The sequence below is a fragment of the Proteiniclasticum ruminis genome, from assembly GCF_900115135.1.
GTDB classification, from domain to species: domain Bacteria; phylum Bacillota; class Clostridia; order Clostridiales; family Clostridiaceae; genus Proteiniclasticum; species Proteiniclasticum ruminis_A.
In genome coordinates, this window is the sequence record NZ_FOVK01000014.1 from 1 (window position 1) to 21,049 (window position 21,049).

At 44.5% G+C, this 21,049-nt stretch carries 22 protein-coding genes and 1 tRNA gene; 10 read left to right on the forward strand and 13 right to left on the reverse strand.

From position 1 onward, the window contains the following. Nucleotides 1-2: 2 nt before the first annotated feature. Nucleotides 3-78: transfer RNA gene (locus BM243_RS12945), tRNA-Lys, on the reverse strand. Nucleotides 79-256: 178 nt separating this feature from the next. Here BM243_RS12945 and BM243_RS12950 point away from each other — a divergent pair. Both BM243_RS12950 and BM243_RS12955 read left to right on the forward strand, forming a co-directional pair. After that, a complete protein-coding gene (locus tag BM243_RS12950; protein WP_083422806.1) occupies nt 257-1,357 on the forward strand; it encodes an iron-containing alcohol dehydrogenase family protein in 1,101 nt (366 codons plus the stop codon). 10 nt (nt 1,358-1,367) lie between these two features. Beyond that, a complete protein-coding gene (locus tag BM243_RS12955; RefSeq protein WP_074912769.1) occupies nt 1,368-1,988 on the forward strand; it encodes an SOS response-associated peptidase in 621 nt (206 codons plus the stop codon). 61 nt (nt 1,989-2,049) lie between these two features. On the opposite strand, the gene BM243_RS12960 is transcribed toward BM243_RS12955, so the two are convergent. The 4 genes from BM243_RS12960 to BM243_RS12975 form a co-directional block, all read right to left on the reverse strand. Beyond that, nucleotides 2,050-2,676: a nucleoside/nucleotide kinase family protein gene (locus BM243_RS12960; protein ID WP_074912770.1), complete on the reverse strand. Its 627-nt coding sequence runs from the start codon at nt 2,674-2,676 to the stop codon at nt 2,050-2,052. Between the two features lie 149 nt (nt 2,677-2,825). Further along, complete coding sequence (locus tag BM243_RS12965; protein WP_074912771.1) at nt 2,826-4,067, reverse strand: MFS transporter; 1,242 nt, start codon at nt 4,065-4,067, stop codon at nt 2,826-2,828. Nucleotides 4,068-4,086: 19 nt separating this feature from the next. Beyond that, nucleotides 4,087-5,019: a GNAT family N-acetyltransferase gene (locus tag BM243_RS12970; RefSeq protein WP_074912772.1), complete on the reverse strand. Its 933-nt coding sequence runs from the start codon at nt 5,017-5,019 to the stop codon at nt 4,087-4,089. Between the two features lie 29 nt (nt 5,020-5,048). After that, nucleotides 5,049-6,215, reverse strand: coding sequence for an MFS transporter (locus tag BM243_RS12975; protein ID WP_074912773.1), 1,167 nt, complete (start codon nt 6,213-6,215; stop codon nt 5,049-5,051). A gap of 144 nt (nt 6,216-6,359) precedes the next feature. Here BM243_RS12975 and BM243_RS12980 point away from each other — a divergent pair, with 144 nt between their 5' ends. The 6 genes from BM243_RS12980 (at nt 6,360) to BM243_RS13005 (ending at nt 12,247) form a co-directional block, all read left to right on the forward strand. Beyond that, nucleotides 6,360-7,559, forward strand: coding sequence for a class I SAM-dependent methyltransferase (locus tag BM243_RS12980; RefSeq protein WP_074912774.1), 1,200 nt, complete (start codon nt 6,360-6,362; stop codon nt 7,557-7,559). After that, a complete protein-coding gene (locus BM243_RS12985) occupies nt 7,556-7,951 on the forward strand; it encodes a hypothetical protein (RefSeq protein WP_074912775.1) in 396 nt (131 codons plus the stop codon). Before BM243_RS12980 ends, BM243_RS12985 begins: the two co-directional genes overlap by 4 nt. A gap of 25 nt (nt 7,952-7,976) precedes the next feature. After that, nucleotides 7,977-9,653, forward strand: a complete 1,677-nt coding sequence (locus tag BM243_RS12990) for an SWIM zinc finger family protein (RefSeq protein ID WP_074912776.1) — start codon at nt 7,977-7,979, stop codon at nt 9,651-9,653. 99 nt (nt 9,654-9,752) lie between these two features. After that, nucleotides 9,753-10,640 carry an ABC transporter ATP-binding protein gene (locus tag BM243_RS12995; protein ID WP_074912777.1) on the forward strand — a complete coding sequence of 296 codons (888 nt, stop codon included), beginning with the start codon at nt 9,753-9,755 and terminating at the stop codon, nt 10,638-10,640. After that, on the forward strand, nt 10,641-11,435 hold the full coding sequence (locus tag BM243_RS13000; RefSeq protein WP_074912778.1) for an ABC transporter permease subunit: 795 nt from the start codon (nt 10,641-10,643) through the stop codon (nt 11,433-11,435). Between the two features lie 14 nt (nt 11,436-11,449). Further along, nucleotides 11,450-12,247, forward strand: a complete 798-nt coding sequence (locus BM243_RS13005; RefSeq protein WP_074912779.1) for an ABC transporter permease subunit — start codon at nt 11,450-11,452, stop codon at nt 12,245-12,247. 73 nt (nt 12,248-12,320) lie between these two features. On the opposite strand, the gene BM243_RS13010 is transcribed toward BM243_RS13005, so the two are convergent. From BM243_RS13010 to BM243_RS13040, 7 genes are all read right to left on the reverse strand, one after another. Further along, nucleotides 12,321-13,022 carry a GntR family transcriptional regulator gene (locus tag BM243_RS13010; RefSeq protein WP_242943567.1) on the reverse strand — a complete coding sequence of 234 codons (702 nt, stop codon included), beginning with the start codon at nt 13,020-13,022 and terminating at the stop codon, nt 12,321-12,323. 90 nt (nt 13,023-13,112) lie between these two features. Next, nucleotides 13,113-13,421 carry a PTS sugar transporter subunit IIA gene (locus tag BM243_RS13015; RefSeq protein ID WP_074912781.1) on the reverse strand — a complete coding sequence of 103 codons (309 nt, stop codon included), beginning with the start codon at nt 13,419-13,421 and terminating at the stop codon, nt 13,113-13,115. Nucleotides 13,422-13,432: 11 nt separating this feature from the next. Continuing rightward, nucleotides 13,433-14,860 (reverse strand): glycoside hydrolase family 1 protein, encoded by a 1,428-nt coding sequence (locus tag BM243_RS13020; RefSeq protein ID WP_074912782.1) that lies wholly within the window; start codon nt 14,858-14,860, stop codon nt 13,433-13,435. Beyond that, nucleotides 14,850-15,071, reverse strand: a complete 222-nt coding sequence (locus BM243_RS13025; RefSeq protein WP_074912783.1) for a hypothetical protein — start codon at nt 15,069-15,071, stop codon at nt 14,850-14,852. Before BM243_RS13025 ends, BM243_RS13020 begins: the two co-directional genes overlap by 11 nt. Continuing rightward, a complete protein-coding gene (locus BM243_RS13030) occupies nt 15,068-15,487 on the reverse strand; it encodes an SRPBCC family protein (RefSeq protein ID WP_074912784.1) in 420 nt (139 codons plus the stop codon). Before BM243_RS13030 ends, BM243_RS13025 begins: the two co-directional genes overlap by 4 nt. Before the next feature lie 75 nt (nt 15,488-15,562). Next, on the reverse strand, nt 15,563-16,900 hold the full coding sequence (locus BM243_RS13035; RefSeq protein WP_074912785.1) for a PTS sugar transporter subunit IIC: 1,338 nt from the start codon (nt 16,898-16,900) through the stop codon (nt 15,563-15,565). Nucleotides 16,901-16,975: 75 nt separating this feature from the next. Beyond that, the gene (locus BM243_RS13040; protein WP_143093595.1) at nt 16,976-17,275 is read right to left on the reverse strand and encodes a PTS sugar transporter subunit IIB; all 300 of its coding nucleotides are present in this window, start codon (nt 17,273-17,275) and stop codon (nt 16,976-16,978) included. A 349-nt stretch (nt 17,276-17,624) separates the two neighbouring features. Here BM243_RS13040 and BM243_RS13045 point away from each other — a divergent pair, with 349 nt between their 5' ends. Together BM243_RS13045 and chbG are read left to right on the forward strand one after the other, a co-directional pair. Continuing rightward, nucleotides 17,625-18,965 (forward strand): 6-phospho-beta-glucosidase, encoded by a 1,341-nt coding sequence (locus BM243_RS13045; protein ID WP_074912787.1) that lies wholly within the window; start codon nt 17,625-17,627, stop codon nt 18,963-18,965. After that, nucleotides 18,962-19,741, forward strand: coding sequence for a chitin disaccharide deacetylase (gene chbG / locus BM243_RS13050; RefSeq protein WP_074912788.1), 780 nt, complete (start codon nt 18,962-18,964; stop codon nt 19,739-19,741). Before BM243_RS13045 ends, chbG begins: the two co-directional genes overlap by 4 nt. A 60-nt stretch (nt 19,742-19,801) precedes the next feature. On the opposite strand, the gene namA is transcribed toward chbG, so the two are convergent. After that, nucleotides 19,802-20,830: an NADPH dehydrogenase NamA gene (namA, locus tag BM243_RS13055; protein WP_074912789.1), complete on the reverse strand. Its 1,029-nt coding sequence runs from the start codon at nt 20,828-20,830 to the stop codon at nt 19,802-19,804. Nucleotides 20,831-21,049: the final 219 nt, after the last annotated feature.

Here is a 21,049-nt window from a genome sequence, read left to right on the forward strand (position 1 = left end):
AATGGTGGTCGATCAGGGGTTCGAACCCTGGGCCCTACGATTAAGAGTCGCATGCTCTACCAGCTGAGCTAATCAACCTTGTTTACTGACAAAGATTATTATACTTATTCTACTGTTTTCTGTCAATAGAAGAATTATAATTTCTTGATGTTACCACACTCCCATCCAATCAAAATCAGGTCCACCGTGCTCTATTTCCACTGAATTTCAAAGAATTTTGGATCTGGATCTGAACATAAATTAGGAGGTAATCTTATTGTTCGAATTTACATTCCATATGCCCACTTCCATCATCGCCGGTAGAAGCTGTCTGGTAAAGAACAGCGTAAGACTCCGTGAATTTGGCAAAAAGTGCCTGATCGTCACCGGTGAGACTTCCTCAAAGCTCAACGGTTCACTGGAAGACAGCATTCTAGCCCTGGAGAACGAAAACATCAAGTATGTGATTTTTGACAAAATCGAAGAAACTCCTACCCTTTCCACCGTCGAAAAAGCCCATCGTGAAAACAAAGAAAAAGGCATTGACTTCATCCTTGCCGTTGGAGGCGGCTCTGCCATTGATGCGGCAAAAGCCATCTCCATCCTGTTCAAACAGGATATTTCAAAAGAAGAACTTCTTTCCCGAAAAAACCTCAAAGGTATTCCCATTGTGGCAGTGCCCACCACTGCTGGTACAGGTTCAGAGACCAATCCTTATTCCATCTTAGCCATACCGGAAGAGGGTGTGAATAAGAACATCGGGCAACAGGTTTACCCTGTTCTGGCCTTTCTGGATGCCAGATACACGCTGAACATGACCTATGAACTCACAGTGTGTACCGCGGTGGATGCTTTCTCACATCTGGCCGAAGGATACCTCAATACTAGAGCAAATCTTTTTACAGATACCTTGGCCGAAAAAGGCCTGCGCTTATTTGGCGAATGCATCGAACCCCTAAAAAACATGGACTGCAACATTGATATGCGGGAGAAGCTTCTCCTTGCATCCACCATAGGAGGTATGGTCATTTCTCATACCGGCACCAGTCTCCCTCACGGCATGGGATACCCCCTCACCTACGAGAAGAACATCCCCCATGGGGTTGCCAATGGAATTCTGTATCCTGGTTACCTGAAAGTCTTCAAGAAAAGCGATAAACTGAAAAGGATGCTTACTCTTATCAACGTTTCATCGGTGGAAGAGCTTTCTGGTATCCTTCAAAAAATTCTGCCCATGAAACCTCTGACACTATCTCAGGAGGAAATCAGGCGTTATGTCAACGGTCTTCTGTCCAACGAGAAAAAACTGAAGAATCATCCGGAGAAAGTGTCTCGGGACGACCTGATCAAGATTTATAAGACAATACTCACCCCTTAAGGAGGACGTTATGTGCGGACGGTTTCAGCTGGAACTCACCATGGAGGATATCATCAACCTCCTGGATGTCATCGGAGAAGTGAAGGAGCGGTATCAGGAAGACCGTTTGTCCTCTTTTGTGCAGGAGAAGAAGGATTTTCATCCTGGAAGCCTTTCTGTTACCGTGGATAAGAATGGCCTTCATAAAAACCTGTGGGGATTTCCGTTGGGCAAAAAACTGGTGTTCAACGCCAGACAGGAAACTCTTTTTGAAAAGCCCTTCTTCAGGCAGGCAGTCTTGAAAGAACGGTGCCTGGTTCCCGCTACGCTTTTTTATGAGTGGCAGGGAAAAGAAAAAATCAAGCATCTCATCAGGACTGAAGAACCCCTCTTTTTCATGGGGGCAGTGAAGGAAAAGTTTCCAGACAGCAGCGGCTCCATCACTGAACACTTTTCCATCATCACCACCGCTTCAGAAGGTGAAATGAAAAAAATCCATGAAAGAACCCCTTTTATTCTCGACAAGAAAGATATCCGAAGGTTTCTGGATCCGAAGGCTTCTCCCGATGAAATCAAGGAGATCTTAAACAAAAAGAACCTGAATCTTCTCATTGAGCGCGCAAGCAATGAGGAGCAGCTTTCATTCTTCTGAAGTCTCTTATAAAATAAGTTAAAAAAAGCTCCCTGCTTAAAAACAGGGGGCTTTACTCATTCTATACTTCTTTGTTATGGAAGAACTCAAGAACTTCTTTAGCTTTTTCCATAAGATCCTCCAGGCTTCCATCGTTATTGGCGATGAAGTCTGCTTTTTCTACAAGCAATGCCACTTCCTTTTCTGTATTGTGGTTTGGATTGCTGTTTTTTGCAACTTCTTCCCCGTCACGAATGGCCAGTCTGTGGAATCTGTTTTCCTTGGTAGCTGTGATCCCTACGATCAGAAAACCAGCTTTCTTCCAGAAATCAAAATCATCCTTCGTACGGCCACCAACGATCATTGGAAGAATGTTCTCATTGACTCTTCTCAGATTCTCATAAAGATCTTCCCATTTATTCTCCTGGGTTACCTTGTGAAGCTCCGCATTTTCGGTGATCATCTTTGCCAGAGCATACTTGTTGAGAATGTTCATGTCAATCTCCCTAAGCTTGTCTGCCATCAGCTGAAAAAATCCTCTTTCATTGCCGGACCATTCTGGGGAAATAGAAACGATGGGTTTCATATTTCTGATGATGTCTCCAAGACCATACTTCTTGGTCTTTGGTTCCATCTCAATGATGAAGTCCGCAAGGGTATCCTTTCCTGAACCCATTTCTCCAAAAATAATAATTCCGTTATAATTCATATTAACCTCCATAAACTCTCAGTTTTATCCGCTTCCGCACCAGAAGGGCAGGATGGTTTTTTCTGAGGTGTATCTAAATATTTCTTTCTAATCTCTTTCAATACTTCAATAAGTATATAGAGAATGCGCTTAGAATTCAAGAGAAAATCCTAGGCAATTTCCTCCACTTTCTCATCCTTGATCTTCAGGAAGAAGTATGCGCCAAGGATAAAGAGGATAATCAGGCTCAAAATTCCATGTCTGGTCTCCCCTGTGATGCTGATGACAATACCCATAAGAAGAGGACCAAAAATCGAGGAGACCTTACCGAATATGTTGAAAATAGAGAAGTACTCTGCGGATTTATTCTTTGGAATGAGCTTTCCAAAATAAGACCTTGAAAGAGCCTGAATTCCCCCCTGAGCGCTGGCTACCAGCATGGCAAGGATCCAGAAATCCAGCTCTGTCTTTAAAAAGAAGCCATAGATGGAGATCACCGTATAGGTGATGATTCCGGCCATGATCATTTTCCTTGCGCCGAAAACCTTAGCCAGTTTGCCATAAAGAATCGCAAAGGGAAATGCCACCAGCTGAATGGCCACAAGGATGATGAGAAGCCTGTCAGAATCTACGCCCACATCCACCCCATAGGCCGTGGCCATGGTGATGACGGTATGCACCCCATCAATATAGAAGAAATAAGCAATCATGAAATACAGGACCATCTTGTTCTTTGTGATCTCCAGAAGGGTTTTCCAGAGCACAGAAAAGCTTTCTTTGATCTTGGAAGGTTCTCCTTCAATATAGTATTTCTGCTTCACATTCTTCAGCATAGGGATTGTGAAAACCATCCACCAGAGTGCAGTGATGAGAAACGCCATCTGTGTAGCAAAGGTCACCGTGAGCCCCAGATTTTCAGCGCTTAGAATCAGCCCTAGGGAAAGCACAAAAGGAATGGTGCCACCCAGATACCCAAATCCGAATCCTTTGGAGGAGATGTCATCCATTCGGTCATCTGTGGTGACGTCCGTAAGAAAGGCATCGTAATAAATGCTGGACCCATTAAATGCCACGGCAGTGATGATGTAGATCACAAGAGCGTAAATCCACCGCCCTTCTCCCACGGTAGCAAGAAGTGCTGAGGAGATGATCGCAGTCAGTGTGAAGGCCGCAAAAAGCTTCTTCTTCACCCCTTTAAAATCTGCGATGGTGCCAAGAAGAGGAGCCAGAAGCGCAATTAGAAGCGTAGCAAGAGAATTGGCATAGCCCCAATACGCCGTGGAGGTGGCATCCGGCAGCTGACTGGCGGCAACCCCTTTAAAAAATATAGGTAAAATTGCTGTGGTGATGGTGATGGAATAGGCTGAGTTGCCGAAATCCTGCAAGATCCAGCTTCTTTCTTCTTTTGTCATAAAAGTTCCTCCTAACGCGTTATCCATTTAGAATCAGTGCAAAGGTATAGTGGTCTTGCCATTTTCCATTGATATAAAGATATTTTTCATTCTTCCCCACATAGTTGAATCCAAGTTTTTTAAGGACCTTTTGTGACCGCTCGTTGAAAAGGAGTGTAGAGGCTTCCAACCGGTGAAGCATCAGTTCTTCGTCAGCATATTGGATGACAGCCTGGAGCGCATCCTGCATGAGGCCTTTGCCTTCAAAATCCCGGTGGAGCGCATAACCAAGATGCGCACTTCTCAGTCCTCCGTATACCAGATTGGAGAGCTGCACCTTGCCGATGAGCTTTCCCTCAAGATACACGCCGAAATTGATGGCCTGTCCGTTCATATACTGCTTGAAACTCTCATCCAATGATCTTCTTTGTCCCTCCAAGGTATAGAACTCCGGACTTCTCTGGGGTTCATAGGGCCTTAGAAATTCTCTGTTTTCCATATAATACTGAAGATAATCCTGTGCTTTTTCAGGAGAAGCAAGGCTCAGATGCACTCTTTCTCCATCCAGCGCCAGAAGCTTGAACTCTTTCAGCTGGTTGAACCGTGTCTGGTCTGTTCCAAAAACATACTCATTGCTGATGAGCGAATTCTCATAGCGGTTCCCCACCAGAATCCCTTCCAAAGTGTAGCCAAGTTCCGTAAAAGGGAGCGTGGACACTTCATCCGCCACCAGAACATTCACCTTGTAAATACTGCCATCTTTCAGAAAGGTCCTGGTCATGATCCTTAGGGCCTCCCGCAGTAGAATCCGGTCTTTTTTATAGAATCTCAGACGGATCATCATGTTCTTCTGTCCCAGATTTCTCTCGAGAAGGGTAAATCTTCCGATGGTGATCCGGTCTGTATCTCTTAAAATATATTCTTTCCCCTCTGTATCTCTAATCTCTTCCATGGTAAGTTTCATTTTTTCCATTCACTTCTGTCTCCGTTCTATAAGATTTTCTATTGCAGTGCTGTTTCCTCGTTTTTTGTCTTTATTCTGATGAAGATCATAAGACACAGCGATATCCCCATGGAAAGGGGCAGCAGGAAGATGGCGAGCCTCGGCCCGATCCCATCCATGAGAATCCCCATCACAAGGTTCATGCTGTTCAGGATAAATGCCACCATTGTCATGATGAACCCCGTGGCCATGCCTGGTCTCTCTTTGAAAATCTTGGACACCAGGGACATGGTGGACGGAAACACGATGGAGAAGAACAGTCCTGAAATACTGATGACAAAAAGATAGGAGTTTCCAAAGAACACCCCGATAAAAAGCAGAATGAGTGCGGCGATTTCTGTGAAAATCACCGTACGCATGACTCCTGTTTTCTGGACTATGAATCCGCCTAAAAGCCTTCCCACAGCAAAAAGAAGGAAGAAGGCGCCTAAGTATCTAGCCCCAATGCTCTCCCTCAGCCCAAAGGCTTCTTTCAGATAATTGGGGAGCCATAAGGACATGCCCTGCTCCGCAAACACATAAAATCCCAGTGCTGCACCAAAAACATAAAGCATGGGATTCTTGAAGACTGAAACCTCCCCTTCTTTTACAGGGACCCGCTGTTTGTCCGGAAACCGGGTGAATTTAAACGCCAGCAGCACAATCACGTAAAGTGCGGCAATGAACAGATAGATGGTTCTCCAGGTTATGCCAAAATCAAGAAGAACACCAATGGCGTTTTGTGAAACCGTAGAGCCCGCTCCATACATAAAATGGAACAGGTTCATGGCCAAAGTGGAAGAACCCACAAAAATCATCGGCACCATGGTGTTGGAGGCTACACTGTATATGTTCAGTCCTGCAATGATTGGGATAAACCCTACAAAGAACATGAAATAGCTGTTGGAGAGTGCTTGGACCACCATACCGAGAATAAGGCAGAGGATACCAAGAAGTACCGTCTTCTTCTGTCCAATTTTCTCAATGAGCGCTCCACCTATGAAGGTTACCGCCATCCCCGCCAGGGAGACTCCGGTGATCATGGAAGAAATGGCGGTATTGGAAACTGAAAAATCTTCTTTGAAGATTGGGATAAAAATCCCTCTTGTATTTTCTATAAATGGAGCTAGGAACATCAGGGTGAATAACAGGAAAACCCCCAGCTTGTTCACTTTCGTCTCTTTCATCAAACGTACCTCATTTTCATAATCTATCGGGAGTTTTCGCCCGAATATATACATTATTATAAGCCATTGGGATATAATATAATAGAAGCGGCAGGCAAAATAATTCCCGAAGCCCTGCTCTTCAGAAACAGCGAGGTGTAAAAAATGAATAAAACAACCCTGGATAAGATGGCTTTCTTTTTCCTTGGTCTCAACAGCAGATACAACGAGAACAGAGAGATTTTCATAGAAATAGAGGTACGGTTCAAAGCTGGTTTAAAGTCATTTAAAGGAATCGGTATTCTGAACGAGGAGGAAACCCTCTCCTATAACTATAACGGGGTCACACGACTTCTGCCTTTTGACGATGTGCTGGAGGACATAAAAAAAGAGGCTGTGCACTATGACAGCCTTATTCTGACTTATAAAGAACGAGGAACGAAGCTCCTCATCGAGGCCAGCGCCAAAGGTGTTTCCATGAACACAGAAGCACTGAAATATGAAACTACAAAAGAAGAAAAGGAAACATCCACACTTCTGACCAGAGACTATCTCATTAAATCAAAAGAAGCAGCCCCTCTTCTGAAAGCCATTGGCATCATGTCCAAGGATGGAAAAGTCAAAAATGACAAGATCAGAAAGTACAATCAGATTGACCACTATGTGGAGCTTCTCAGCAAAAATTTTGAAACGCTGAAAAAGCAGGAAACCATCCACATCATGGATGTGGGCTGTGGAAAAAGCTATCTCAGCTTTGTCCTGAACTACTACTTAACAGAGGTGCTTCGAATGAAATGCCATTTCATCGGTATTGACATCTCTGAAGAAGTCATCGAGACCTCCAGAAAGATTCAAAAAGAGCTGGGATACCGCAACATGGAGTTCCACGCCATGGATGTGAAAGACTTCAAGGACTCCAGAAAAATCGATGTGGTACTGTCTCTTCACGCCTGTGATACTGCCACAGACATGGCTCTCTCCTACGGGGTCTATAAAGAGGCGGATTTCATCGTGGCAGTGCCCTGCTGTCATAAAGAAATGCTGAAAACTTACTCTTATGAACCATTTGAAGGTATTATGAAGCACGGGATTCTGAAAGCAAGGCTTGCAGATACCCTCACCGATGGTCTCAGAGGACTGCTTCTGGAGTCCCATGGATACGAGGTCTCCATTGTGGAGTATATCTCCCCTCTGGAAACTCCAAAAAACCTCATGATCCGTGCCATGAAAAAATGCAACTCTAACGAAAAGGCTGAAAAAGAAGCTTCTGCACTGATAAAGGCTCTTCAGATATATCCAGCATTCAATTATTATCTGGACCAGTATACCTATGGTACCGGAGAAGGATTCGGTGATTTCACATGATGGCTTATACCCTTGGGCTTCTAGTGACCCTCATGGTCATCCTTTTCCTTGCCATGATCCATGTCGGCTCCAAAGAAGCCTATACACTGAACAGAATCTATCAGAAGGAGAAAAATGGCATTCGCCTTTTCAACCGGTTTTACCTCAGCTATCTTCTTCCTTGGATCTTCCTGCCCTTTATCGGTTCCATCTATTTCAGAACCTATTATGTGCTTTATATCCTGATCTTCACCTTGGCTCTGGAAGATGGCCTCTATCTTTACGGATTATCCACCGGAAAGAACAAGGAGAAATTCATCGTGATGCTCCTTTTTAATGTCCTGTTGCTGGGCCTAATGTATCTTCTCATTCTGCAGTTCCTGAAAGGATTCACGCCTTTTCCGATGAACTAAGAAACGATACCTGGAGGTGATTTTATTGAAGATGACAAAACTAATCAGTGATGCCCCAGAGCTGACCAAAATCAAAGCCAAAAAACTTCTGAAAGAAAACAGTATCGGAAAGATCACCTACCGGAAAAATCTTCTTCAGGCACGGACAGAAGACGGTATGGACTATATCCAGAAAATCCTTCTGGAAGATCAGGAAGTGAAAAGCTACAGCTGCAGCTGCAACCACGAAGAGATCCTTTGCCCGCATCTTCTTGCCCTGCTCATGAAATGGGCAGAAAAACCTATAAAAGAAGTCACTGTGGACAAAACGCCTAAAGCTACCCTGAAAAACACCAAGAGCAATCTGAAGGAGATTCTTGACGGCGCCGATAAAGAAGAACTCATTGAATTTATTCTGTCTTTACGAAGTTATTATAAAGACATCCCAGTCATCATCAGAAAGAGTTTTCTAAGCTCCACCGATGAGGAGTTTATCCGGGAGACAAGAGAAGAACTCCTTTCTCTTTATCATGGGCTGAAACCCACCAGCAGCAAGGAGATCTTTTCCAGATATTTCAACAAACTCCTCTCTGCCCATGAAGAAGCGAGGCACGAAGCAAAGGAAAGAAACTATCTGAGAGCCACCCTTCTTTATCTCCTTCTCTTTGAAATGGTCAGTCTCCCCAGCGTCGGGATGGAGAGCTTTCTTTTTAACAGCCACTACATCAAGGTCTATCAGGAGGCCCTTTTTCCCCTTGCCGAAAAAAAGTACACGGTGCGCGAATCCCAGATGATCTTTGAATCCCTGAGGTCCATCTGCGTTTCACTGAAGGACCTCAGTAATATCACCACTCTCTTACGGATCATGAAGGATTACATCACCACAGAAAAAGACTTTGACCATTATTATGAAACACTTCTTCTGGTCTATGAAAAAGACACCGTGCTGCCTTATGACAAGAACAATCTCCTGTATCTTGAATATGAGCTCCTGATGATGATCGGAAAAGCTGAAGAAGCCAAGGAGCTGAGGCGTGAAAACCCCTCTGTTCCTGAGTTCCGCTTCATGGATGCGGAGTCTTATTTAGGACGCGGAAAACTCCACGAAGCCCTTCTCATTGTCCGGGATGGAATTGAAAAGGCTGGACGGAACTGGGATGAACTCATCCGCTGGCTGTACATGGAAGCAAGTATCCTGAAGCTTCTCCACAATCAGGAACAGTATGTTGAGGTCACGAAAAAACTGCTAACCTTGGGAGAATACAGAGCTTATACCGATCTCAAAAGAACCATCAGCCCCATGGAGTGGCATGGCATTTATGAAAAAATCATCGAAGACGAAGAAGTGAAGAAAAACCTGAAGGGCGTCTACAAAAGAATCATTCTGGAAGAAAAGGACAAAAGAAGACTGCTCGCTTATATTGAAGAAAACAAAGAGTTCATACCGGAGCATTATGATTTTCTCAGTCCTGAATATAATCTGGAAGCCTCCAGGATCCTGTCTGAGTTCATCGAAGACTCCGCCAGCAGCGCCAATGGAAAAAGAGACTACGAGTACCTTGCCCAACTGGTGGAAAAGCTCTATATCTATGGTCAGACGAAGCTGGGGAACGATACCATCATGAATCTTGTCATGAGATACAAAAACAAAAAATCACTGCATGCAATTCTCTTTGAGCTGAAAGACTCCTATAGTCAAAGCGGACCCTATATGCCTGAATAAATAAAAGAAGCAAAGTCTTGCACCTTATGAAGCGATGCAGGTTCTTTGCTTTTGTCCATTTTACAGCCTCTATCTATTTCAATCAAAGGAGCGACTGCCATGGAAATCATCAAAATCACAGGACTGAAAAAATACTACGGGAAGCAAAGAGGGGTGGAAGATGTTTCCCTTACGGTCAATCAAGGTGAAATTTTCGGGTTCATCGGTCCCAATGGTGCCGGAAAATCCACCACCATCAGAACGATGCTGAGCCTACTCTATCCAACAGCTGGCGAAATCAGCCTCTTTGGGATGGACATCCGAAACAGCACCGTGAAGATCGCTGAAAAAGTGGGGTATCTCCCTTCTGAGGTTGCCTATTATGAAGGCATGACGGTGAAGGAGCTCCTATACTACTCGGCTTCCTTCTATAAGAAAGACTGCAGCAATAAAATAGCGGAACTGTCCTCGCTGCTTGAGCTGGATCTTTCGAAGAAAATCGAGGATCTTTCCTATGGAAACCGGAAAAAAGTGGGTATTGTCCAAGGTCTGCTCCATGATCCGGAACTCATCATTCTGGATGAACCCACAGGAGGACTGGATCCTCTCATACAGCAGAAGTTCTTCACACTGCTTCAGGAAGAAAACAGAAAAGGGAAAACCATCTTCTTCTCTTCCCATATTCTCAGTGAGGTGCAGAGGCTCTGCCACCGGGTTGCCATCATTAAGGAAGGGAAGATCCTGAAAGTAAGCACCATGAAATCCCTTCGGGAAGAAAACTACAAGAAAATCACAGTGGAAACCAAGGATTCTTCAAGAGAGCTTTTCATGCACCTTCCTGGGGTGAAAGATCTTACAGAGAAGGAGCAGGAGCTGAAATTCATGTATAAAGGAAACTTGAAGGAGATTTTATCTCAGTTGCAGACTCTTGATCTTCAGAACCTTCTCATCGAAGAACCCAGCCTGGAAGAGATTTTTCTTCACTACTACGAAAAGGAGGAGATATAAGTGCCTCTATTTCGTTGGACTCTAAAAACGGAGAAGAAAGCCCTTATCCTATGGGCCGTTTCCCTCACTATAACTCTCCTTCTTTTTCTGTTCATGTACCCTTCTATTCTGAAAGAAAAAGAAGCCTATGAAAAAATACTGGCTGTCTATCCCAAAGAGGTTTTGGAGGCTTTTGCCATAGAACTGGATACTCTTCTCAGTTTCCATGGCTATCTTGGCTATGTCTACGGATACATCCTTCTCGCCCTTGGAATCTACAGCATGCGTCTTGGCCTCACCACCATCGGGAAAGAGATTTCAAGAAACACGTCGGAATTTCTTTTCACAAAACCCGTGAAAAGATCCCGCGTTCTTCTGGAGAAAGGTCTTGCGGCATTCCTTCTGATGCTGTTTCTTACACTGTCTCTCCTTTTGGCAGCACTCTTCATGGAGTATCTCTACGCAGAGAAAAAAGAACCGGGCATCACCTTTCTCATCGTATTCTCCGCATTTTTCCTCCAGATGCTGTTCTACAGTCTGGGTCTTCTCATGGGTATCCTGAAACGCAAAGTGCGCTTTTTCAGTTCCAGCGCCATTGGTGTTGTTTCCGCCTTCTACATCCTGTCCATGGTCAGTCAGGTGCTCCAAAAAGACTATCTCCGCTATGCTGCGCCTTTTCGTTACTTTGATGTCTCTGAGATCATGAGAAGTGGAACCTACGACAGGGTTTTTCTTCTCTTCTCTTTGCTTCTTACCACTCTGCTTCTGCTTTTTTCTTTCACCGCACTGAAGCGCAAAGCGCTTTCAGCAGGATAGGAGGGGAACGACTGATGAATCTATTTAAAAAAGAGCTGAAATTTGAACGTCTTTCCTTCTTTTACTGGACTGCGGGTCTCTCTTTGACTGTGTTTCTGTCCATGATGGCTTATCCCATCATGAAAGACACAGGGCAGGATTTTAGCGTATTTCTGGAAGCGATGCCAAAAGCCCTTCTTGTGCTCTTCGGTATGAACGGACTCAGCATCTCAAATGCCCTGGAGTTTCATGGCATCATCTATTTCTATGTGGTGTTCGGAGGGATTCTATATGCCGTAACCTTAGGAAACAGACTGGCTGCCAAAGAAGAACTTTTAAAAACAGGGGAGTTTCTTCTGGTGAAGCCTCTGAAGAGAAGCGCCATTCTGCTGTATAAAGCCCTTGCAGGAATCTTTCTTCTGAGCTTTCTTGTGCTGCTACTCCACGGCACAACGCTCCTCAGTTTCACTATGTATGCCAAGGAGGAAATTTCCCATCTGGTGCTCCTCAAAGAGAGCTTTACCCTGTGGCTTCTGATGCTCCTTTATTTTGCCCTTGGATTCTTTTTTGCGTCAAGTCTCAAAGAAGAGAAGAAATCCACTGGAATCTCCATGGGCATCACCTTAGGCACCTTTACCCTAGGCCTCTTTTATGACCTATGGGATTCACCTGCCCTTCTCCGGCCGTGGACACCTTTTCGCTATTTCCCGGTGAAGGACCTTCTGGAGGAGACTTCATTACCGCTACTCTATATCCTATTCCTTTTCCTTCTTCTCGGAGGACTCCTCCTCGCCTCTTTCCACTTCTTTCAGAAGCGGGATCTTCGGATGTAATGCCCCAAACTAGTGACGGAAATTAAAAAAACACCAGAGACTGTTTGATAAACAGCTTCTGGTGTTTTAGATTCTACAGATAGTTGGACAGTTTCAAGAATTTGGTTTCTTTATAATTATGAATGTCTATGGAGTAATCAAAAATCACGCCACTTTTTAAGAATGCCCGGTTGGTGGAGATGAGAGATGGTTCACCAGGGGTCAGTCCCAGTTCCCTGGCATCATGCTCGTTGAGAATCCCTGCCGTGATGACACGGTCTACGAACCCGATGGATTTTTTCAGTTCTTCCCGGATATACTGGTAGATGGAGCCTTTCACGATCTCCTCGCTGAGGTAGGGAATAAGCTCCCGATTATAGTAGGAATACTCCACAACATAGGGGACCCCAGCCACGCTTCTCAGTCTTTCAATGAAATACACCGGTGTGCCTTTTTCGCACTGCATCACCTGCGCGAGCTTTTCATCCGCTTCAATGAGTTTGAAGCTGTTCACTTTTGTCGTAACATGATTTTCCCCAAACCCTTGGGTAAGGCCATGGAAGTCTTCCAGATTGATGGCGCCATCCATGGACACACTTCTTAAGAAGACGCCGCTCCCTTGAATGGGAATCACAAGACCTTTTCTGGTAAGAAGATCTATGGCTTTTCGGATGGTATTTCTGGATACCTCAAACTGCTCAATGAGTTCTTCCTCTGTAGGCAGCTTTTTTGTATCCTGATATAATCCTTCCCTGATATTTTTCGCAATCTCCTCACAGATCACCTTATACTTCACATCCAAGTGTAATCCTCCCATCTGCTTCCGTTTCCTCTAGTTTTATTATATCCGTCACCCATTCTTGTGACAATGCATTTCCATTTTCTCTTAGCTCAGCTTCTTATGAATGTCAATGATTTCCTTCGCCATGATTCTGAAGGTCTCCGCTGCCATCATCTGATCTTCTGCATGTACCAGAAGAAGATCCACCTTCACCTTATCACCGGAAGCTTCCTGTGTGAGCAGACCGCCATGGGCATGGTGACCCTCAGCAAGCATCTTCTCTCCTTCTTCCATGAGCTTTTCCGCTTCCTCAAAATTTCCTTCTTTAGCCGCCTCGATGGCTTCCATAAAATAGGATCTGGCAGACCCATTGGCAGCAATCATTTCAAAACAGACCAGTTCTATACCTTCCATATTCTAACTCCTTATTCTTTTAGACAGTTTTCTCCATTTGTTTTTATGACGTCCTGATAGAAATAGAAAGAGTCTTTCCTGATTCTTGGAAGATCTTCCTTTTCAAAGTCCACGAACACAAACCCGTACCGTTTTTGGTATCCGTTGAGCCAGCTGAGCAGATCCGTGAAGGACCAGGTGCAGTATCCCATAAGGTCCACACCTTCGCCTATGGCATCATAGCAGGCTTTGATGTGTTCTCTGATATAATCGATCCGATACCCGTCCTGAACTTTTCCTTCTGAAACCTCGTCAAAGGCACCCATACCATTCTCGGAAATGAGGATGGGTTTCCCGAAGCGCTCTGAAATCTCCACCAGAGCATATCTGAGTCCATCAGGATCAATGGCCCAGTCCCAATCGGTGTACTTGAGCTTTTCATTGTAGACCTGACGGTACAATCCTGGAATGCCAGATTCCCGGAAGTTTCCTTTCTCCCCGGAAACATTAAAGTCAGACACACCAATACCGTCTTCTCCATTATAAGCCAAAGTAGCACTCTGATAATAGTTGATTCCGATGAAGTCCGTCATCTTGGCACTTTCCACCAGCACTTTTTCATCCTCAGGAAGGATCTTTGGCGCAAGACCTCTCTCATTAAAGTATGCATATCCCCAGGAAGGGTACTTTCCTTTAAAATAGATGTCCATGATATAGTGGTTCACGGTCTCATAGTATCTTCGTTGGGCTTCCACATCTTTTTCATCCTCCGTTTTTGCGTACCCCGGAGTATAAGCGATGGAGGAGCCGATCTTTCCTTCGTAGCCTTTCTCTTTAAAGAGCTTCACCACATAGGCATGAACCAGGGCTGTATGGTGATAGGTTTTCAGATACATCCCCATGTCTTTTATTCCCGGTGGATGAAGCGCCATGAAATAGCCCAGCTGCGTAAAAATATTGGGTTCATTGAGCACAATCCAGTACTTCACTTTCTTATGGAACTCATCAAACAGAATCTTTGCAAAGGCTGTAAAGTCCTCCACAATCTTCCGGTCTTCCCATCCGCCATACTCCTTCTGTAAAGCCAAGGGAAGATCCCAATGATATATGGTTACAACTGGCTCAATACCATTTTCCAGCAGCCCATCAATGAGCTTATGGTAAAACTCCAGTCCTTTTCTTTCAATTCTTCCACGCCCTTCCGGAAGGATCCTCGTCCAGGAGATGGAAAAGCGGTATGCTTTCAACCCCATTTCCTTCATGAGCGCAATATCTTCTTCTACTCTGTGGTAGTGATCCGTAGCCACATCTCCATTGGTTCCCTGGAAGGTTTTTCCAGGCAGTTTTACCCACTCATCCCAAATGGAGAGTCCTTTCCCATCTTCCTGATAAGCACCTTCTACCTGATATGCCGCGGAGGCGCTGCCAAAGAGAAAATTCTCCGGAAATCTATTTGACATATTCCACCATGAAGAACAGTGCTGGTCCCAGCTCTGATTTTTTAATGGCAGCTTTGGCGACAGAAGCGGCTCTTTCTGACTCCTCACTGGTATTGAAATACATTTTCATCTGCTCAGTTTTCACATATTCAAAGGTAATCCCGTCTATGGTTTTCCCATGGAGCAGGTCTTTCACAAAATCCCTTTTCAGGGGCATATTCACAATAATCATTTTTTCTCACCTTCCAGCATCTGTTTTAATGATTGAAGTTTCCTCTGCAGTTTCTTTTTTGCACCACTGCTTAGCACAGGCAGACTGAACAGCAGATAGTTGTACTTTCTCAGCATACTGTCACTGGTGGCTTCCTCTTTCAGCCGGACATAGGTGAATCCATCCCCCTCATCACGGAAACTGTACGTGGTCTTCACCTGGTCTTGCCCAAGAAACGACACAAAGGAAAGCAGCCTGTTCTCTTCCACCTCTGTAATGACCTGGCGCACTTTACGTTCCCCTTTCAGAGACGGCATATGATAGATCGACTCCTGATGAAGGAGCGGTCCTTTTAGTTTCAGCGCTTTTCTCAAATTGTCTTCTACCACGCTGTAAACTTCATGTATGTTTTTATAGATTAAAATTCCCTGTTCCATCTGTTTCACCCTCAATTTAGGAAGAATAGTCCCAGGACAAGCTCCTTGGGACTATTCCATCAGTTTCAGTTCTGCTTATGCGGTTTTTTCCAGTTCTTCTCTTTGTGCTTCATAACGGTTTGCAATCATAACAAATGGCATGTACACAAGGAAAGCGATGACAAGGTTCACAACGGAGACAACAACTGCTCCAAAGGATCCGTTGGTCGCAAGGAATGCATTCAGGATTGGTGGCGTTGTCCATGGTACTGAGTTGACAATAGGACCTGCAAAACCAATCTTTGTGGCATAGAATGCTACTAAGGTCAGGATTGGCTGTACAATGACAAATGGAATGAAATACACTGGATTCAGAACGATTGGCATACCAAAGAGCACAGGCTCATTGATCATAAAGACTCCAGGTGGGAATCCAAGTTTAGCCACTTCTTTCTGCTGCTTAACTTTGGAGAAGATGAGGATTGCAACAATCAGTGGAAGAGTTGCTCCAGAGCCGCCCATGAACACATAAGCATCCCAGGAACCTCTTACCCATACTGCAAGTTCATCTGCACCTGTTCCGATGGCACGGATACCATTGGAGAACTTGTCGATGTTTTCCAGACCTAGAGTTCCATACACAGGGCTCATGATGGCTTCCAGCATATTTGCGCCATGAAGACCAAAGAACCAGAGCAGTGGAATCAGGGTGGAGATGATAAGAATCGAGAAGATGTTCTGTCCTAGAACAGAAAGACCTGCAGCGATATTCACTTCAAACCATGCAAAGATGTTGAGACCTGAAGCTACATTAAAGAAGTAAGCCACAAGCGCCCAGAAGAATACAGCAATAAATCCTGGAATAACTGCAGAAAATCCTTTTGCTACAGCTGGAGGAACGGTATCAGGCATTTTAATGACCCAGTTCTTTCTCACGATGGCAAAGTATATTTCTGGAGTGATCAGACCTACAATCAGTGCAATGAAGATTCCCTGTGCGCCCAGGAAGTTTGTAACCCAGGATGCAACTGCTTCATTGTTTCTTGAAAGTGCTCCTAAAAGAACGAACGATGCAACAGAAATAAGTCCGGTGGATAGTGAGTCTTTCTCTTCATTGACCGCACGGTTATACCCCATGGAGAAGGTAAGACCTAATGCGATGATTCCGAAAGTACCGCTTTCCATAAGAGAGAACAGTGGAGCCAGATTTTCATTGGCCCATACGATAAATGCGCTTTCAGCACCAATATAGTTGGCGAGAAGAGACCATGGCACAAAGAATACATTGTTTAGAAGTACTGCGAATGCACCTACAAGAATAAGTGGCATCAGCGCTGCGAAAGAGTCTCTGATGGCTACCAGATGTTTCTGTCCGCCAATTTTTGCAGCCACGGGGACAAATTTTTCTTCAAGGAAATTAATAAAACGATTCATTTTGACCTCCTTTGAACTACTGACTTAATATCTTTTCCCCACCCATCGTCGACTTATGTTTGGGGTTTAAGACCATTACTTCTGCGCTAAGAGCGCCAGGGCACTATTAAGGACTTTCTCGCCTTCCATTCTTCCGTAGGACAGCATATCAATCACGTCTACCGGAACAGTAGCAAGTTTTACAAACTCATTTTTCATAAAGCGAACCTGGGGTCCCAGAAGGACAAGATCCACCTCTTTGAGTATTTTTTTACCTTCACCAGCAGAAAGCGCAAAGATTTCCACATCTATCCCTTTTTCTTTCGCTGCTTTTTCCATCTTTGTCACCAGCAGACTGGTGGACATTCCTGCAGAACATACGAGAAGTATTTTCATAAGATCCCCCTTTTGGGCTATAAACGATTACAGCCTTCTTAAAAAAATCAGCACCAATAAATTCATTGGTACAACTTTATGATATGATTATAACGAACTACTTTAGCAATGTAAATAGGAATTTTTGATTTCTATTATCTTTTTTATCTCATTTCTCCCTATATGATTCATTTTCAACATAAAAATCTCTTTATTTTTGATCGTTCCTTCATGGTTTTATAGCGTATATTTCAACATCCAGAAAAATCATCCAGGATTCCTAGGAAAAATAGTTGTAGGAACCACTATAATTTGTACCAATAATTTAGTATAATCTGAGTAAAGAAAAAAATTGAAATGGAGGTAGTATATGAAAACCTATAAAATTGTCACCATTGGTGGCGGATCCAGCTATACACCAGAGCTCATCGAAGGATTCATCAAGCGTTATGCAGAGCTTCCCGTAAGAGAACTCTGGCTTGTGGACATTGAAGAGGGTAAAGAGAAACTGAATATCATCACAAAGCTGGCTGAGAGAATGGTGAAAAAAGCGGGCATCCCCATGAAGATCTACAGTACCCTGAACAGGCGTGAAGCGTTGAAAGATGCTGATTTTGTCACCACACAGTTCCGTGTGGGGGGGCTGCATGCCAGATCCCTTGATGAATCCATTCCTCTATCCCACGGGCTCATCGGGCAGGAAACCAACGGTGCAGGCGGTATGTTCAAAGCACTGAGAACCATCCCCGTGATCTTTGACATCCTGAAGGACTGTAAAGAGCTCTGCCCTAACGCATTTGTCGTGAACTTCACAAATCCTGCGGGACTTGTGACCGAAGCTGTCCTAAACCATACCTCCTGGGAACGGTTCATTGGAGTATGCAATCTGCCCTATGGCATGGAAGTTGGCGTATCCAAGATCCTGGAGGCAGAAAAATCAAGAGTCCGCGTTCACATGGCAGGTCTCAACCACATGGTCTTTGGTTTGGATGTCTTTCTGGATGGCGTCTCCGTAAAAAGAGATGTTCTGGAAAAAATGGCAACTGAATCGGAATCTCTCAACATGAAAAACATCATGGATCTTCCCTGGTCTCCAGAATTTTTGAGGGGACTCGATGCCATTCCCTGCGCTTACCACAGATATTATTTCCAGAAAGATCAGATGCTGAGCCATATGCTGGAGGATTTTAAGACAGGCGAAACCCGTGCATCCCAAGTGATGGCTGTGGAGGAGGATCTTTTCAAAAAATATCAGGATGAAGATCTTGCCGATAAGCCAAAAGAACTGGAGTTAAGAGGTGGCGCATTCTATAGCGATGCAGCGGTGAACCTCATCTCTTCCATCGCCAACGACAAACGGGACATTCAGGTGGTCAACACCAGAAATAAAGGCGCCATCGCTTCTCTTCCCTTTGATTCAGCTGTGGAAGTATCTTCTATCATCACAAAAGATGGTCCAGTGCCTCTTGCAACAGGACTCCTGCCAGCAGCAGCCGAAGGAATTGTGCAGCAGCTGAAATCCTTCGAAAGACTTACTGTAAAAGCAGCTTTAAGCGGAAAATATGAAGATGCCTATGTGGCCATGGTCACAAACCCTCTGGTCCAAAGCGAGCATCTTGGCAGAAAGGTCCTGGATGATCTTCTTCTGGCCCATGAAAAGCATCTTCCTGCTTTTAAAGAAACCATTGACACCTTGAGGAACAGGCCATGAGGATCATCATCAACGGAGATGATTTCGGTTTCTCTGAAGGCCAGAACCTCGGTATCATAAAAGCCCACAAAGAGGGCATTCTTACCTCCACCACCGCCATGGCTGGAGGGCCGGCTCTTTCTCATGGTATGGCTCTTGCAAAAGAGTGTCCCAATCTCAGCATAGGTGTGCACCTTACTTTAGATGCACTGTGTCCACTCTCCCCCGTGGAGCGGATTCCAAGTCTTGTGGATGAGCACGGCAGATTCATAAGGTTTCCCATGGACCGCCCTCTTCCTGTCAAACCGGAAGAAGTGTATCTGGAGTGGACAGCCCAGATTGAAAAAATCAGGTCCTACGGAATTGAACCCACGCATTTGGACGGACATCATCATATGCATCTCCATCCAGATGTGCTGAAGGTTACCACCGTCTTGGCAAAAGAGTATACTCTCCCCATACGGCTGGTCCCATCCTATGTTTCAGGAGAGGATCTGAATTTTATTCGCAAAGAGAGGATTCAGACATTTTATGGACTGACGGATTTCTATAAAGAGACCGTTTCGGAAGATTATTTCCGAAGATTCCGGGAAGACCATGAAGGGCTGGAAAGTGAGATTCTCGAAATCATGTGCCATCCAGCCTATCTGGATGATGTGATTCTTGAAAACAGCAGTTACCAGATTCATCGGGTGAAGGAGCTTTCCATACTTGTGAACCCGGAAGTGAGAAAAGCAGTAGAAGCACAGCATCTCACTTTGGGAAGTGTGAAAGACTTTTTCTCTGTGACACCCTAACAGCAGCATAAGAAAGAACCTGATCATCCAAAACGATCAGGTTCTTTTTAATTTCTGTCACTATTTACGGTGAGCCCAATCCACATGAAACCCTCTTTTATAGGCAAAGAGCGGTGTCACATGACCTCTTCCTTCTTTGATCAGCACAAAAGGATCCCGCAAAAGCACCCGGCCAAGAGCCACAAGGTCTGCACGTTCATTCTGAAGAATCTCCTCTACCTGATCCACTTCTGTGATCATCCCTACGGTTATGGTCTCAACTCCACATTCTTTTTTCAGAATCTCAGAAAACTTCACCTGGTAGCCAGGATATACATTGATTTTCTGGTTCACATGAAGTCCCCCAGAACTTACGTGGATCATATCAAAGTCCTCTTTTACGAGATGAATGATTTTCACCATTTCTTCAATGTCTATGCCACCTTCCACATAATCTGCGGCAGACACTCGAAGAATCAGCGGGAAATTCTCTGGAAGTACGGATTTCACGGCTTTTGTCACTTCCTTCAGAAAACGGACACGGTTCTCCGTAGAACCGCCATAAGCATCCGTTCTATGATTGGAAAGAGGGCTCAAAAACTCATGGATAAGATACCCATGAGCTCCATGAAGCTCAATGAGTTCGTATCCCGCTTCAAGACTTCTCACAGCGGCTGCTTTGAATGCTTCCACGATTCTTTTGATGTCTTCTAGATCCATCTCCTTTGGCAACTTATAGTCTTCATTGAATGCAATGGCAGATGGTGCCAGTGTGGTGAGAGAAGAAATACCACATTTTCTTCCTGCATGGCCCAGCTGAACACCAATGTGGGACCCGTATTTTTTAGAGAGCTCCACTATTTTTCTATGTCCTGGAATCTGATCATCCTTCCAGATGCCCAGATCCCTCTCTAGAATCCTGCCCTCAGGAGTGACTCCTGTAGCTTCCACGATGATGAGCCCAATCTCTCCCAGTGCCGCATTTCCGTAGTGAATATAATGAAAGTCAGTTGGATGTCCGTCTTCTGCCATATTCATGCACATGGGCGGCATCACCACTCTATTCTTCAGGACCAGATCTTTGATCTTGTACGAACTAAATGTCTTCATCTCTCGGCTGCAAAAAACAGCACCCTCAACTCCTTTATGCCTCAAAATCTACTCAAACATATCCATTGTCCAATATGTAAACGTATCTACCATCAATTCTACCTTCTACCACGTATAAAGTCCACAGAAAGAAGGCGGCACCCTCATCCCGTGGACTCGTACAAATGTTGCATTTTGTTGTTAATCCATAGATAATATCGGCAATTAATTAACAAACTT

Bases quoted from the DNA above. Each gene is read 5' to 3' on its own strand.
- BM243_RS12955 (WP_074912769.1), top strand. From the start codon at position 1,368: ATGTGCGGACGGTTTCAGCTGGAACTCACCATGGAGGATATCATCAAC.
- BM243_RS12960 (WP_074912770.1), bottom strand. From the start codon at position 2,676: ATGAATTATAACGGAATTATTATTTTTGGAGAAATGGGTTCAGGAAAG.
- BM243_RS12965 (WP_074912771.1), bottom strand. From the start codon at position 4,067: ATGACAAAAGAAGAAAGAAGCTGGATCTTGCAGGATTTCGGCAACTCA.
- BM243_RS12970 (WP_074912772.1), bottom strand. From the start codon at position 5,019: ATGGAAAAAATGAAACTTACCATGGAAGAGATTAGAGATACAGAGGGG.
- BM243_RS12975 (WP_074912773.1), bottom strand. From the start codon at position 6,215: ATGAAAGAGACGAAAGTGAACAAGCTGGGGGTTTTCCTGTTATTCACC.
- BM243_RS12980 (WP_074912774.1), top strand. From the start codon at position 6,360: ATGAATAAAACAACCCTGGATAAGATGGCTTTCTTTTTCCTTGGTCTC.
- BM243_RS12985 (WP_074912775.1), top strand. From the start codon at position 7,556: ATGATGGCTTATACCCTTGGGCTTCTAGTGACCCTCATGGTCATCCTT.
- BM243_RS12995 (WP_074912777.1), top strand. From the start codon at position 9,753: ATGGAAATCATCAAAATCACAGGACTGAAAAAATACTACGGGAAGCAA.
- BM243_RS13005 (WP_074912779.1), top strand. From the start codon at position 11,450: ATGAATCTATTTAAAAAAGAGCTGAAATTTGAACGTCTTTCCTTCTTT.
- BM243_RS13015 (WP_074912781.1), bottom strand. From the start codon at position 13,421: ATGGAAGGTATAGAACTGGTCTGTTTTGAAATGATTGCTGCCAATGGG.
- BM243_RS13020 (WP_074912782.1), bottom strand. From the start codon at position 14,860: ATGTCAAATAGATTTCCGGAGAATTTTCTCTTTGGCAGCGCCTCCGCG.
- BM243_RS13025 (WP_074912783.1), bottom strand. From the start codon at position 15,071: ATGATTATTGTGAATATGCCCCTGAAAAGGGATTTTGTGAAAGACCTG.
- BM243_RS13030 (WP_074912784.1), bottom strand. From the start codon at position 15,487: ATGGAACAGGGAATTTTAATCTATAAAAACATACATGAAGTTTACAGC.
- BM243_RS13035 (WP_074912785.1), bottom strand. From the start codon at position 16,900: ATGAATCGTTTTATTAATTTCCTTGAAGAAAAATTTGTCCCCGTGGCT.
- BM243_RS13040 (WP_143093595.1), bottom strand. From the start codon at position 17,275: ATGAAAATACTTCTCGTATGTTCTGCAGGAATGTCCACCAGTCTGCTG.
- BM243_RS13045 (WP_074912787.1), top strand. From the start codon at position 17,625: ATGAAAACCTATAAAATTGTCACCATTGGTGGCGGATCCAGCTATACA.
- chbG (WP_074912788.1), top strand. From the start codon at position 18,962: ATGAGGATCATCATCAACGGAGATGATTTCGGTTTCTCTGAAGGCCAG.
- namA (WP_074912789.1), bottom strand. From the start codon at position 20,830: ATGAAGACATTTAGTTCGTACAAGATCAAAGATCTGGTCCTGAAGAAT.